The sequence below is a fragment of the Ruegeria sp. TM1040 genome, from assembly GCF_000014065.1.
Lineage (GTDB): Bacteria > Pseudomonadota > Alphaproteobacteria > Rhodobacterales > Rhodobacteraceae > Epibacterium.
This window is the reverse complement of sequence record NC_008044.1, coordinates 515,327-529,221: the sequence shown is the minus strand read 5'-3', so window position 1 is coordinate 529,221 and position 13,895 is coordinate 515,327. Positions and strand designations below refer to the sequence as shown.

Annotated in this window: 8 protein-coding genes; 7 read left to right on the top strand and 1 reads right to left on the bottom strand. The window is 60.5% G+C overall.

Annotated elements, in window-relative coordinates; all coding sequences use genetic code 11:
• Positions 1-219 precede the first annotated feature (219 nt).
• Positions 220-3,720, bottom strand: a complete 3,501-nt coding sequence (gene dnaE, locus TM1040_RS06820) for a DNA polymerase III subunit alpha (protein WP_011537848.1) — start codon at positions 3,718-3,720, stop codon at positions 220-222.
• Positions 3,721-4,125: 405 nt separating this feature from the next.
• Between dnaE and xdhA the strand changes: the two genes are divergently transcribed.
• The 7 genes from xdhA to TM1040_RS06785 all read left to right on the top strand — a co-directional run bounded on the left by xdhA (position 4,126) and on the right by TM1040_RS06785 (position 13,630).
• Positions 4,126-5,529 (top strand): xanthine dehydrogenase small subunit, encoded by a 1,404-nt coding sequence (gene xdhA, locus TM1040_RS06815; RefSeq protein ID WP_011537847.1) that lies wholly within the window; start codon positions 4,126-4,128, stop codon positions 5,527-5,529.
• A complete protein-coding gene (gene xdhB, locus TM1040_RS06810) occupies positions 5,526-7,874 on the top strand; it encodes a xanthine dehydrogenase molybdopterin binding subunit (protein WP_011537846.1) in 2,349 nt (782 codons plus the stop codon). The genes xdhA and xdhB overlap by 4 nt, the downstream gene beginning before the upstream one ends.
• Positions 7,864-8,799: a xanthine dehydrogenase accessory protein XdhC gene (xdhC, locus tag TM1040_RS06805; protein ID WP_011537845.1), complete on the top strand. Its 936-nt coding sequence runs from the start codon at positions 7,864-7,866 to the stop codon at positions 8,797-8,799. Before xdhB ends, xdhC begins: the two co-directional genes overlap by 11 nt.
• Positions 8,796-10,316, top strand: coding sequence for an ABC transporter ATP-binding protein (locus TM1040_RS06800; protein WP_011537844.1), 1,521 nt, complete (start codon positions 8,796-8,798; stop codon positions 10,314-10,316). The genes xdhC and TM1040_RS06800 overlap by 4 nt, the downstream gene beginning before the upstream one ends.
• A 117-nt stretch (positions 10,317-10,433) precedes the next feature.
• A complete protein-coding gene (locus TM1040_RS06795; protein WP_011537843.1) occupies positions 10,434-11,516 on the top strand; it encodes an ABC transporter permease in 1,083 nt (360 codons plus the stop codon).
• The gene (locus tag TM1040_RS06790) at positions 11,516-12,436 is read left to right on the top strand and encodes an ABC transporter permease (RefSeq protein ID WP_011537842.1); all 921 of its coding nucleotides are present in this window, start codon (positions 11,516-11,518) and stop codon (positions 12,434-12,436) included. The genes TM1040_RS06795 and TM1040_RS06790 overlap by 1 nt, the downstream gene beginning before the upstream one ends.
• Before the next feature lie 117 nt (positions 12,437-12,553).
• Complete coding sequence (locus TM1040_RS06785) at positions 12,554-13,630, top strand: BMP family ABC transporter substrate-binding protein (RefSeq protein WP_011537841.1); 1,077 nt, start codon at positions 12,554-12,556, stop codon at positions 13,628-13,630.
• Positions 13,631-13,895 lie beyond the last annotated feature (265 nt).

Here is a 13,895-nt window from a genome sequence, read left to right as displayed (position 1 = left end):
GCAGCAGCCGACAGGTGACATCGCATGGCGCCAAGCAATCTGAGCTGAGCCATGCTTGCCACCGCGATCAAGACCGCAGTGTGTGTGATTCCCGATCCGCGTGCGCAATTTTGGCCCCGCCAAAGAGCGTGCAACAATCACCCAGATGTGCAGAAACTGTCGCTCCAGCACCAACAGTATTGTTAGTCAGCAAAAATTGATGCCGAACCAGCGAGAGGGTTAAATTTCCTCCACGTCCATCACCCCCTCGAGGCTCTTGAGCGCGCCTTTGATCTGCGGGTTGATGGGGAACAATTGGCCAAGGTCCATTTCCACATCACCGGGCAGCGCCGGATCTTGCAGGTAGACATAGATCTCACCGGGGCTGGCGTTTTTGGCGGCCTTCTTGGCGTCCTCCAACACGGTCGCCACGGTTGCCACCGCAGAGGCGCTCTCGAGATAGACGCGCAAACTGGAGCGCCCCGCATCCGCAATCGCAGAATCCACCGGCCCCGCCGAACGCATCAACAGCTTCAGCTGATCGCTTTCCATCGTGGCTTCGGCGGTGATCACCACCTTGGAGCCCGTCTCCAGATGGTCGCGGCTTTTCTCGAGCACATCCGAGAAGATCGTCACCTCGTAAGCACCGGTGGTGTCTGAAAGCTGCGCGAAGGCAAAACGGTTGCCACGCGCGGATTTACGTTCCTGACGTCCGGCCACGACCCCTGCCATCTTGGCCATAAACGGGCCGCGCTCGGCCTTGGCCATGACCTCATCGAGTGTCATCACATCCTTGCGTTTGAGGGCAGGCATGTAGTCATCCAGTGGATGCCCCGTGAGATAAAAGCCAATCGCCTTGAACTCTTCGCTCAGCCGTTCCGCCGGCAGCCAGTCGGGCACCCCGGCCATGCGCGGTTCCGGCAGATCATCTCCCGCCTCGCCAAAGAGCGACACCTGATTGGAGTTCTTCTGTTCCTGAATGGCGGCGGAGTATTGCACCAACCCTTCGAGGCTTTCAAAGACGCGGCGGCGGTTGGGATCTAGAACGTCAAAAGCCCCGGCGCGCGCAAGCATCTCGAGCGGGCGTTTACCAACCCGTTTCAGATCCACCCGGCGCGCAAAATCATAGAGGTTCACAAAGGGTTTGTCGCCACGCGCCGTGACGATCATGTTCATCGCCTCAACGCCCACGTTCTTGAGCGCGCCCAGCGCGTAGACCAGTTCCCCGTCGACCACGTCAAAGGTGGCAAGCGAACGGTTAATATCTGGCGCCACATAGGGAAGCTGCAGCCCCTTTTTCACTTCCTCGAAGTATACCGCGAGCTTTTCAGTAAGGTGAATATCGCAGTTCATGACACCGGCCATGAACTCGACCGGGTGGTTCGCCTTGAGCCAAGCGGTCTGATAGGACACCACCGCATAGGCTGCGGCGTGGGACTTGTTGAAGCCGTAGTTGGCGAATTTCTCCAGAAGGTCAAAAACCTCAGAGGCTTTTTTCTTGTCGACGCCGTTTTCGGCCGCGCCCTTTTCAAATTTCGGGCGTTCGGCGTCCATCGCCTCCTTGATTTTCTTACCCATCGCACGGCGCAAGAGATCCGCACCGCCGAGGCTATAGCCCGCCATCACCTGGGCAATCTGCATCACCTGTTCCTGATACACGATGATGCCTTGGGTTTCCTCGAGGATATGGTCAATCAGCGGATGCACCGAGGTAATCTCGCGCTGGCCGTTTTTCACCTCGCAATAGACCGGAATATTCTCCATCGGCCCCGGACGATAGAGCGCCACAAGCGCCACGATGTCCTCGATGCAGGTGGGTTTCATGCGCTTCAGCGCATCCATCATGCCGGTGGATTCCACCTGGAACACCGCGACCGTCTTGGCGCGTGAATAGAGGTTGTAGGTAACCTCATCATCGAGCGGGATCAGGTTGATCTGGTTCTCCGCCCCTTCTGCGGGTTCATATAGCTCGGTGCCGTCAGCCCCGATATGCAGGTCGCGCCCGGATTTGAAAATCAGCTTCATCGCGTTTTCAATCACGGTGAGCGTCTTGAGACCGAGAAAGTCGAATTTCACCAATCCGGCCTGCTCCACCCACTTCATGTTGAACTGGGTTGCAGGCATGTCCGAACGCGGATCCTGATAGAGCGGCACCAGCGCATCCAGAGGCCGGTCCCCGATAACAACCCCCGCCGCGTGGGTGGAGGCATTGCGCAGCAGTCCCTCGACCTGCTGACCATACGTAAGCAGCCGGTCCACCACCGGTTCGTTGCGCGCCTCTTCAGCGAGGCGCGGTTCATCTTGCAGGGCTTTCTCAATCGAGACGGGCTTCACGCCTTCGACCGGGATCATCTTCGACAGTCGATCCACCTGTCCAAAGGGCATCTGCAGCACACGACCAATGTCGCGCACCGCCGCTTTGGACAGAAGCGCACCAAAGGTGATGATCTGCCCCACTTTGTCGCGGCCGTATTTCTGCTGCACGTATTTGATCACCTCCTCGCGGCGATCCATGCAAAAGTCGATGTCGAAGTCGGGCATCGAGACCCGTTCGGGGTTCAGGAAGCGCTCGAACAGCAAGCTGTAGCGCAGCGGGTCAAGGTCGGTAATCGTCAGCGCATAGGCCACCAGCGACCCAGCGCCCGAGCCCCGCCCGGGCCCCACCGGGATCCCCTGTTCCTTACCCCATTTGATAAAGTCGGCAACGATCAGAAAGTAGCCGGGAAAGCCCATGCTCTCGATGATGCCGAGTTCAAAATCGAGCCGCTCCTGATATTTCTCGACCGGAACCGCATGCGGGATCACCGCGAGGCGCTGCTGCAGGCCCTCGTTGGCCTGTCGGCGCAGCTCGTCCACCTCGTCATCTGCGAATTTGGGCAGGATGGGGTCGCGGCGATAGGCCATGAATGCACAGCGCTGCGCAATTTCCACGGTGTTTTCAATCGCCTCCGGAAGATCCGCAAACAGCGCGATCATCTCCTCCTGGCTCTTGAAATAATGCTGAGCGGTCAGACGACGTCGCGGCTCCGCCTGATCAACATAGGCCCCCTCGGCAATGCAGATCAGCGCATCATGCGCTTCATACATCTCTGTTTTGGGGAAATAGACGTCATTGGTGGCCACCAGCGGCAGATCCATCGCATAGGCCATCTCCACATGGCCCCGCTCGGTCAGGGTTTCCGCTTCGGGCTGGCCGTCCTCGCCCGGATGGCGCTGCAACTCCACATAAAGACGATCCGGAAACATTCCTTTGAGGCGCTGCATCAGTGTCTCGGCCGCCGGGCGCTGCCCTTGCTGTAAGAGCTTGCCAATCGGGCCTTCCGGCCCCCCCGTCAGGCAAATCAACCCGCCTGCGTTCGCCTCAAGCTCCTCAAGCGAGACCTGCGGCAGCTGCCCGCCATTATCAACATAGAGGCAGGACGACAGGCGCATGAGATGCTCATACCCGGTCTCATCCTGCGCCAAAAGCACCACCGGTGCAGGAAACTTCGGCTTCTCGCCGGGATCAGACTTTTCAAACGTAAGATCAACCTGGCAGCCAATGATCGGCTGGATGCCTGCCCCCGAAAGCGTGACGGAAAACTCAAGCGCCGCGAACATCGAGTTGGTGTCGGTGATCGCAATTGCAGGCATCTGGTTGGCCTTGCACAGATCCGGCAGTTTCTTAAGCCGAACCGCCCCCTCCAGCAGAGAGTATTCGGTATGGGTACGCAGGTGAATGAATCGGGGATGAGCTGTCATGGGCAGACCGTACCCTCACGCGGGGTGGCGCGAAAGATGTGATCTGACGGCGACATTGCGCCCCTCTTCGCGCGTGGCCAAAAGTCACCTGAGTGCCCGCGCACGCCCAAATTATTTGCAGTGATTTTCTGGTTTTCCCTAAAACTCTTTATCCCAAAGGCGAACTCACCCGTAGCGCGCGACGCGTAAAATTGTTACAAATCAACCGGTAACCACGCAATCTTTGCTGCTCCCCACCCCGCACCCAAAGGATAGCCTCAAGATGCCTTCCGCCATTGTTCTTGCTTTGATTGATCGGGCCACACAAGCTGGGCGCATCATCCACCAATACTCCCGCAGGCCTTCTACGTCGCATCGAGGGCCGCGCCGCATGGGACAACCGGGTACCGCGACGGGCTTTTCAAGATGACGATTACCTTTCATCTCAATGGTGAACAGGTCTCGCTTGCGAAACCGGACCCCACCACGACGCTTCTGGACTGGCTGCGAGAAGAGCGCGGCCTCACCGGCACCAAAGAAGGCTGTAACGAGGGCGACTGCGGGGCCTGCACGGTCATGGTGACTGATCAGAGCGGCGCCAAGGCGCTCAATGCCTGCATTCTCTTTCTGCCTCAGTTGCATGGCAAATCCGTGCGCACCGTGGAAGGTGTCGCAGCACCAATAGGCACGCTGCATCCGGTTCAGCGTGCGATGATCGACCATCACGGCAGCCAGTGCGGCTTCTGCACGCCAGGATTTGTGATGTCGATGGTCACCGCGCATACAAATGGCGCCACAGACCATGACGATCAGCTTGCCGGCAATCTCTGCCGCTGCACCGGCTATGCGCCGATCATCCGTGCTGCCGAGGCCGCTCAGGACGCGCCCGTCCCTGATCATATCGCGCAGGATCGCAGTTTCACCTTTTCAGAAATACCTCTGGGGGAGGACGCAGACCGAGGGGCAGAGCCCCCAAACGCCCTGCGTCCCTGCTCTTCGGATGATCTGGCCAGAGTTTACGCAGCCCGCCCCGAGGCCACGCTGATTGCTGGCGCCACTGATGTGGGGCTTTGGGTCACAAAGCATCTGCGCCAGCTGCGGGATGTGATTTTTCTGGACGGCTGTCGCGACCTCAAGAAGATCACAATCAGCGACGCGGAGGTGCGCATCGGTGCCATGGCCGATATGAACCACCTGCGCGCCGCCCTTGCGCCCTTGCACCCGTCCTATGCCGAGATGCTGCGCCGCTATGCCAGCCAACAGGTACGCGCGGCCGCCACGCTTGGGGGCAATATCGCCAATGGCTCTCCCATCGGGGACAACCCGCCCGCGCTCATCGCCCTGCGCGCCACACTGCATCTGCGCAAGGGCGACATGCGCCGGAGCCTGCCGCTGCAGGACTTCTTCATAGACTACGGCAAGCAGGACCGCGCGCCCGGCGAATTCATCGAAGCCGTGAGCTTTGACCGGCAGCCCGACAGCCTGCGGGTCTACAAGCTCTCAAAACGGTTTGATCAGGACATCTCGGCGGTGCTGGGCGCCTTCAATGTGACCGTCGTGAACGGCAATGTCACGGCTGCTGTGATTGCCTTTGGCGGCATGGCGGCCATTCCCAAACGCGCCACCCACGTCGAGGAGGCACTGGTCGGTCGCCCCTGGACAGAGGCGACGCTTGTGGCTGCACAGGCCACGTTTGATCACGATTTCACGCCCCTGAGCGATATGCGCGCGTCTGCCGCCTACCGGCTCGACTGCGCACGCAATATGCTCCGGCGCTACTTCTCCGACCTGAACGGAGCGCCGGAACATGTGCTGGAGGTCCAGCCATGAGTGTGTCCACCCCCCTGCCCCATGATGCCGCCGCCCTGCACGTCACGGGCCAGGCCCGCTACGTGGATGACATCCCCACCCCCAAGGGCACACTGCATCTTGCCTTTGGTCTTGCGCCGATCGCCAGCGGCTCCATCACCGCGATGAACCTTGCCGAGGTGCACGCTTCGGACGGTGTGGTGGCAGTGCTGACCGCGGACGATCTGCCCTTTGACAATGATGTTTCTCCCTCAGCCCATGATGAGCCGCTCCTGGCCAAGGGCGAGGTGCACTACCTCGGCCAGCCCGTCTTTTTGGTGGTTGCCACCTCTCATCGCGCTGCACGCGTTGCGGCGCGCAAGGGCGATATCGAATACCGCAAAACCGACGCGCTCTTGAGTGTGGAGGCGGCACTGGCAGCAGACAGCCGCTTTGAAGACGGCCCGCGCATCTATGAGAAAGGCGATGCCCCCGCAGCCATTCAGGCCTCTTTGCATGTGATCGAAGACAGCTTCGACATTGGTGGTCAGGAGCATTTCTATCTCGAGGGTCAGGCGGCGCTGGCGCTGCCGCAAGAAGATGGCGGCATGATCGTCAATTCGTCCACCCAGCACCCAACCGAAATACAGCACAAGGTGGCCGAGGCGATTGGACTGCCGATGCACGCAGTCCGGGTCGAGACCCGACGCATGGGCGGCGGCTTTGGCGGCAAGGAAAGCCAGGGCAATGCCCTGGCAGTGGCCTGCGCCGTAGCCGCGCGCCTCACCGGCAAAGCCTGCAAGATGCGCTATGACCGCGACGATGACATGACCATCACCGGCAAGCGCCACTCGTTCCGGATCTCTTATCGCGCCGGTTTTGACGCAGAGGGGCGGATCACGGGCGTCGAGTTCACTCATTTGGTCAATTGCGGCTGGGCGCAAGACCTGTCGCTACCGGTGGCAGATCGCGCCATGCTGCATGCGGACAACGCCTATGCAATCCCTGCGATCCGCATTGAGAGCCATCGGCTGAAAACCAACCTGCAAAGCGCCACAGCGTATCGCGGCTTTGGCGGCCCTCAAGGCATGGTCGGCATCGAGCGGGTGATGGATCATGCCGCACAGGTCTTGGGGATGGATCCGGTCGAGCTGCGGGTACGCAACTACTATGCCGCCCCCCTTGCGTCCAAAGGGGGCTCTGCCCCCCGGTCTGCGACCTCCCCCCGGGATATTTCTGGAAAAGAGAAGGACAATACCACTCCCTATGGCATGGAAGTGATAGATTTCGAGCTGCATGAGATGACCGCGCAGCTCGTGAAATCCGCCGATTATGCCGCGCGCAAGGCGGAGATTTCGGCCTGGAACGCGCGCCATGACCGTTTGAAGCGCGGCCTGGCCTTCTCACCGGTGAAATTCGGGATCTCCTTTACGCTCACCCACCTGAATCAGGCGGGCGCCTTGGTGCACGTCTATCAGGATGGCTCCATCCATCTCAATCACGGTGGCACCGAGATGGGACAGGGGCTGTTTCAAAAGGTGGCCCAAGTGGCGGCTGCACGTTTTGGGGTCGACCTCGGGCGGGTGAAGATCACAGCGACTGACACCGCAAAGGTACCAAATACCTCGGCCACCGCAGCCTCCTCGGGCTCTGATCTCAATGGGATGGCGGTGAAAGCCGCCTGTGACATCATTCGCGACCGCATGGCGGCGCATCTGGCCGAAGTCTATCAACAGCCGCAATCCGCAGTTTCGTTTGAGAAGGATCAGGTGCGCATCGGCTCTGAACGGATCAGTTTTGAGGCGGCGGCGATGCAGTGTTACACGGGCCGGGTGAGTCTCTCGGCAACGGGGTTTTACAAAACGCCCTCGCTGGAGTGGGACCGGATCAAGGGAGCCGGACGGCCGTTTTTCTATTTCGCCTATGGGGCAGCGATCACCGAAGTGGTGGTCGACCGGCTGACCGGCGAAAACCGCATTCTGCGCGCCGATATCTTGCATGATGCGGGCGCCTCGCTGAACCCAGCACTCGATATCGGACAAGTGGAAGGCGCTTATGTTCAGGGCGCAGGCTGGCTCACGACCGAAGAGCTTGTCTGGGACGAGACCGGGCGACTTCGCACCCATGCGCCATCTACCTACAAGATCCCGGCCTGCTCTGACCGGCCCGATGTGTTCAACGTGGCGCTCTATGACGGATCAAACCGCGAAGAGACCATCTATCGCTCCAAAGCGGTGGGCGAGCCACCGTTTATGCTGGGCATTTCGGCCTGGCTTGCGCTCTCGGATGCGGTGTCTCGTTTCGGCGAAGGGCATCCACATTTGAACGCGCCTGCGACGGCGGAAGAGATCTGGCGGGCAACAGAGACACTACGCCATGGGGTTTGACGTCGAAGCGCTGAAGGCGGCCTTAGAGGCCCATGGTCGGGTGATCCGCGTGGTGGTGGCCGAGGTCAAAGGCTCTGCGCCGCGTGAAGTCGGTGCAGCCATGCTGGTTTGGGACGGCGGGCAATCTGGCACCATTGGCGGTGGGACGCTGGAATTTGAAGCCGCAGACGCCGCAAGACGTCAGGATGCGCCATACCGGCTTTCGACGCATGCATTGGGCCCAGATCTGGGGCAATGCTGCGGGGGCGCTGTCACCCTGTTGAGCGAAGTCTACACCGAAGTGAACATCGCGCAGCTCACAGGCCAAGTGATCTCACGGGCGGTGGCTCCCGGACCGGAGCCTTTGGCGGTAAGCCGGATTCTGAACCATGCCCGCGCGCAAGGGCTTGCGCCAGCGCCACAATTGATTGCTGGCTGGATGATCGAACCGGTCGCCTGCGCGACGCGACCCTTGTGGATCTGGGGCGCCGGCCATGTGGGGCGTGCGCTTGTTGAGGTGCTGGCACCTCTGCCGGATTACGCGATCACCTGGGTCGATGTGATGCGGTCAAAGTACCCGCAGGAGATCCCCGCATCCGTCACGGCCCTACCCGCGCAGGAGCCGGGCCGTCTGGTGCCACATGCGCCCACGGAAGCCTATCATCTGATCCTGACCTATTCCCATCAGCTGGATCTGGCGCTATGCCACCGGCTGTTGGAGCATGGGTTTGATTTTGCAGGTCTGATCGGATCCAAGACCAAATGGGCCCGGTTTCGCGCGCGCCTTGCAGCGCTGGGCCATCGCCCGGAGCAGATCGCGCGCCTTACCTGCCCGATCGGCATGCCCGAACTGGGCAAACATCCACATGCCATCGCCATCGGCGTGGCGGCAGAACTCATGGCGCTCTCGCAGCGTTTGGACTTGAAAAAGGAGCATAGCGCGTGAGCACGCCTCCCCTTCTGACCCTTGACGGCCTCACCAAGGCCTATCCCGGCGTCGTCGCCAATGACCAGGTCTCCTTCACCATCGGCACAGGCGAGGTGCATGCGCTTCTGGGTGAAAACGGTGCCGGAAAATCGACACTCGTGAAGATGATCTATGGCCTCGTGAAACCGGATTCCGGTCGCATGACCCTGCGCGGAGCGGCCTATGAGCCCTCCGAGCCGCGTCAAGCGCGCGCAGACGGCATTGCCATGGTATTTCAGCATTTTTCGCTATTTGATGCGCTGAATGTGGCAGAAAACATTGCCCTTGGCATGGAGAGCCCACCGGCGCTGCGTGATCTGGCGGCCCGGATCCGTGAGGTGTCCGAAGCCTATGGGCTGCCGCTCGATCCTTACCGCACGGTCGGAGACCTTTCGGCGGGCGAGCGTCAGCGGGTGGAGATCATTCGCTGCCTGCTGCAGGACCCAAAGCTTCTGATCATGGACGAGCCGACATCAGTTCTGACACCGCAAGAGGTGGAGATCCTCTTTGAGACCCTGCGCAAGCTGAAGTCCGAAGGGACCTCGATCCTTTATATCTCGCACAAGCTCGAAGAAATCCGCGCGCTCTGCGACCACGCGACGATCCTGCGGCTCGGCAAGAATGTGGGCGAATGCGTGCCGCGCGAGACCTCTGCCCGCGAGATGGCAGAACTGATGGTGGGTAGCGCGCTCAAGACGCCGGAACGCGGCGCGCGCAGATTTGGTGATGTGGCACTGGATATTTCTGGCCTTTCGGTGCCCGCGCCTTCGGCATTTGGCACCGCGTTGAAGAATGTGCACCTGACCGTGCGTCGGGGCGAGATCCTTGGCATTGGTGGTGTTGCAGGCAACGGGCAGGACGAGCTGCTATCAGTGATGTCGGGTGAGGTGACCACAGCCCGCGACGCGGTGAAATTCGACGGCCAGCCCATCGGGCGAATGGGCCCAACCGCGCGCCGCGCTCTTGGTGTCCTCAGTGCTCCAGAAGAGCGCCTGGGCCATGCCGCCGCGCCGGATATGAGCCTGACCGAAAATGCGCTTTTGACCGGGTCGGTGCGCGAGGGGCTGGAGCAGAACGGTTTTTTGAAATGGGGGGCGACCAAGTCCTTTGCAGAGAAGATCATCAAGGCGTTTGATGTGCGCACACCGGGACCGGAGAACGCGGCGCGCTCGCTCTCTGGTGGGAATTTGCAGAAGTTCGTCATTGGCCGTGAGGTGCTGCAGCGCCCCGAGGTCCTGATCGTGAACCAGCCCACATGGGGCGTGGATGCGGCGGCGGCGGCGGCAATACGGCAGTCGCTACTTGATCTTGCCGCGCAGGGGACTGCGGTGATCTGCATCAGTCAGGATCTCGATGAGCTGATGGAAATCTCCGACAATTTCGCCGCCCTCAATGAGGGTCGTCTGTCCGCCCCGCGCCCCACGGGGGAGCTGACGGTGGATGAGATCGGCCTGATGATGGGCGGTGCACATGGCATGGAAGTGGCGCATGTGTAGCGCACTTGTCGCGGACTTTGGGGAAGTGACGCTCGGGGCGGAAGCCTCCGGCGGGGATATTTGGAAGAAGATGAAAAGAACCGGAACACAAAGATCCGGCCAAGAGGGACAAGAGGGATGATCCGGCTAGAGAAACGACCGCAGCCATCGCGGGTGTGGTCCATGGCGACACCGCTGCTGGCGGTGCTTGCGACAATGGTGATGGGAGGGCTGTTGTTCGCGACCCTCGGCAAAAACCCCGTCGAGGCAATCCGAACGATCTTTTGGGAGCCACTGTTTGGCGAGTTCGCCTTTTATTATCGCCCGCAGCTTCTGGTTAAGGGCGCTCCGCTGGTTCTGATCGCAATCGGACTGAGCCTTGGGTTTCGTGCGGGGATCTGGAACATTGGCGCCGAAGGGCAATACATCATCGGTGCTTTGACCGGCGCAGGTGTGGGGTTGGCGTTCTATCCCACGGACTCCTGGGTGATCTTTCCGCTGATGGTTCTGGCGGGTGCCTTAGGGGGCTGGGCCTGGGCGATGATTCCAGCGGTGCTCAAAACCCGTTTTGGCACCAATGAAATCCTCGTATCCTTGATGCTGGTCTATGTGGCCGAGCAGTTGCTTGCATCCATGTCGCTGGGGTTGATGAAAAACCCCGAAGGCTTTGGCTTTCCGGGATCGCGCAACCTGCAACAATACGAGAGCGCCCACAACGCTGAACTGATTGCCGGAACCGGCATGCACTGGGGTGTTGTCGCGGCGATGATTGCGGTGATTTTCTCCTACGTGCTGCTGAACCGGCATATGCTCGGATATCACATCCGCCTGACCGGCGAAGCACCGCGGGCGGCCCGGTTTGCAGGCGTTAAACCCGCCCGGCTGGTTCTGTTTTGCCTTGGGATGTCTGGCGCTCTGGCAGGGCTTGCAGGCATGTTCGAGGTCTCTGGGCCTTCGGGCCAGGTCTCCATCGATTTCAACGTGGGCTACGGGTTTACCGCGATCATCGTGGCCTTTCTGGGGCGCCTGCATCCGGTGGGTATCCTGCTGGCAGGCGCCTTGATGGCGTTGACATACATTGGCGGCGACATTGCGCAGGGCAATCTCGGCCTGCCTTCGTCGGCCATTCAGGTTTTTCAGGGCATGCTGTTGTTCTTCTTGCTGGCGCTTGATCTGCTCACCAACTACCGCATCGCAATTGGCAAGCCGGAGGCGCTCTGATGGATCTGTCTGCTATCAATCCAGTCCTTCTCATCGCCTCTCTGATGGTGGCGGCGACCCCGTTGCTGCTGGCCGCTATCGGCGAGCTGGTGGTGGAGAAATCCGGCGTTCTGAACCTCGGCGTTGAAGGTATGATGATCGTCGGGGCTATTGCCGGGTTTGCAACCGCGGTCGAGACGGGCTCTCCGCTATTGGGATTTGTCGCCGCGGCCGCGGCCGGGGCGCTCTTGTCGCTATTGTTCGTGATCATGACCCAGGTGGCGCTGGCCAACCAGGTGGCCTCGGGTCTGGCGCTGACGCTATTTGGGCTCGGCCTGTCCGCGCTCATGGGGCAGCGATACGTAGGCGTGAAACCTCCTCAGATGGGGCGCGTGGACATTCCTCTTCTCTCGGATCTGCCCGTGGTTGGCCGAATCCTATTTGGCCATGATGTCGTGCTCTATTTCGGGATTGCTCTCACGGCTGCGGTTTGGGCAGTGCTCAAATACTCCCGCGTTGGCCTCATCCTGCGCGCGGTGGGTGAAAACCACGACGCGGCGCATGCACTGGGCTATAAGGTGGTCAAGATCCGCACGCTTGCGATCCTATTTGGAGGTGCCTGCGCGGGGCTTGGCGGGGCCTACATCAGCCTGATCCGCGTCCCGCAATGGACCGAGGGCATGACAGCCGGGATTGGCTGGATTGCATTGGCGCTGGTGGTCTTTGCCAGCTGGAAGCCATGGCGCGCGCTTTTGGGTGCCTATCTTTTTGGCGGTGTGACCGTGGTGCAGCTTAATCTTCAGGCGGCGGGCGTTGCTATCCCGGTGGAATATCTGGCAATGTCGCCGTATCTGATCACTATTCTGGTGCTCGTCATTCTTTCCGCCGACAAGAGCAGCGCGCCAGCGTCGCTTGGCCGGAGTTTTCACGCCTCCCGCTGACGTCGGAGGCCTATGGCAGGTGCGGGGTGTTTGCCTGCGCCGATCAAGACCTGTCCAGTCTCGGATCGAACCGGGGCGGACATTCAAACATGGAACCAATCAGGGGGAACCCATCACATGAAACTCACCAAACTTCTTGCCAGTGCAGCGGTTGCACTGGGTCTGGCCGCCGGTGGCGCGCTGGCCGAGGACAAAACCAAAGTCGGCTTTGTCTATGTTGGCCCCGTCGGAGATGGCGGCTGGACCTACGAGCACGATCAGGGCCGCAAAGCGGTTGTCGAGGAGTTCGGCGACGCGGTTGAAACCGTCTATGTTGAAAATGTTGCCGAAGGCCCAGACGCCGAGCGCGTGATCACGCAGATGGCTCTTCAGGGTGCGGATCTGATCTTCACCACCTCCTTTGGGTACATGGATCCGACCATCAATGTCGCCAAGAAGTTCCCGAACGTGAAATTCGAACACGCCACCGGCTACAAGCGCGCGGAAAACGTGTCGACCTACTCGGCCCGGTTCTACGAAGGTCGCGCCGTGCAAGGCGTTATTGCGGGTCATATGACCGAGAGCAACATCATCGGCTACATTGGCTCTTATCCGATCCCGGAAGTAATTCGCGGCATCAACTCGGCCTATATCCACGCCAAGAAAGTAAACCCCGACGTGCAGTTCAAGATCGTCTGGGCCTTCACCTGGTTTGACCCCGCCAAGGAAGCGGACGCTGCGAAGGTGCTGATCGAGCAGGGCGCAGATGTCATTCTGCAGCACACAGACTCCACCGCCCCGCAAGCCGCAGCGCAGGCCGCAGGCAACGTGATCACCTTTGGTCAGGCCTCCGACATGGCCGAGTATGCGCCCAAGCCGCGCGTCTCCTCCATCATCGACAACTGGGCGCCCTATTATATCGCGCGCACCAAAGCGGTCATGGACGGCACCTGGACGTCTGTTGACACCTGGGACGGTATCGGCCCGGGCATGGTCGGTATTGGCGAGATCACCGATGCGGTTCCTGAAGACGTCAAAGCCGAAGCGCTGGCTCTGAAGGACGCGATCGCCTCTGGCGAATACCACCCCTTCACCGGCCCGCTGAAAAAGCAGGACGGCTCGGTGTTCCTCGCCGAAGGTGAAACTGCGGACGACGGCACCCTTGCTGGCATGAACTTCTACGTTGAAGGCATCGAAGGCACGATCCCCGAATAATCGGCGATCGTCACCTGAGACCTTGAAAGACCCGCCAGCACAGGCGGGTCTTTTTTGTCGGAGGCCGTCTGTGGTATCGCCGGGTTGCGGAATTTGGCACATTCGAGGCGTCCCTAACGAACTACATGCTCCGACGCAGCGCCAGATGCGCAGACCGCACGTTCCGCCAATTCTGCATCCGCACGCGCTGTGGTGGCAGTCGCCAGTTCCAAGAGATCCTGCATCCATCGGGGCGCAGACCCAGGGCGGCGCGACACGGTGCAGA

What these genes read in the sequence shown, in the direction of transcription:
- dnaE (WP_011537848.1), bottom strand. Translation starts at nt 3,720, where the DNA reads ATGACAGCTCATCCCCGATTCATTCACCTGCGTACCCATACCGAATAC.
- TM1040_RS06795 (WP_011537843.1), top strand. Translation starts at nt 10,434, where the DNA reads ATGATCCGGCTAGAGAAACGACCGCAGCCATCGCGGGTGTGGTCCATG.
- TM1040_RS06790 (WP_011537842.1), top strand. Translation starts at nt 11,516, where the DNA reads ATGGATCTGTCTGCTATCAATCCAGTCCTTCTCATCGCCTCTCTGATG.
- xdhA (WP_011537847.1), top strand. Translation starts at nt 4,126, where the DNA reads ATGACGATTACCTTTCATCTCAATGGTGAACAGGTCTCGCTTGCGAAA.
- xdhC (WP_011537845.1), top strand. Translation starts at nt 7,864, where the DNA reads ATGGGGTTTGACGTCGAAGCGCTGAAGGCGGCCTTAGAGGCCCATGGT.
- TM1040_RS06785 (WP_011537841.1), top strand. Translation starts at nt 12,554, where the DNA reads ATGAAACTCACCAAACTTCTTGCCAGTGCAGCGGTTGCACTGGGTCTG.
- xdhB (WP_011537846.1), top strand. Translation starts at nt 5,526, where the DNA reads ATGAGTGTGTCCACCCCCCTGCCCCATGATGCCGCCGCCCTGCACGTC.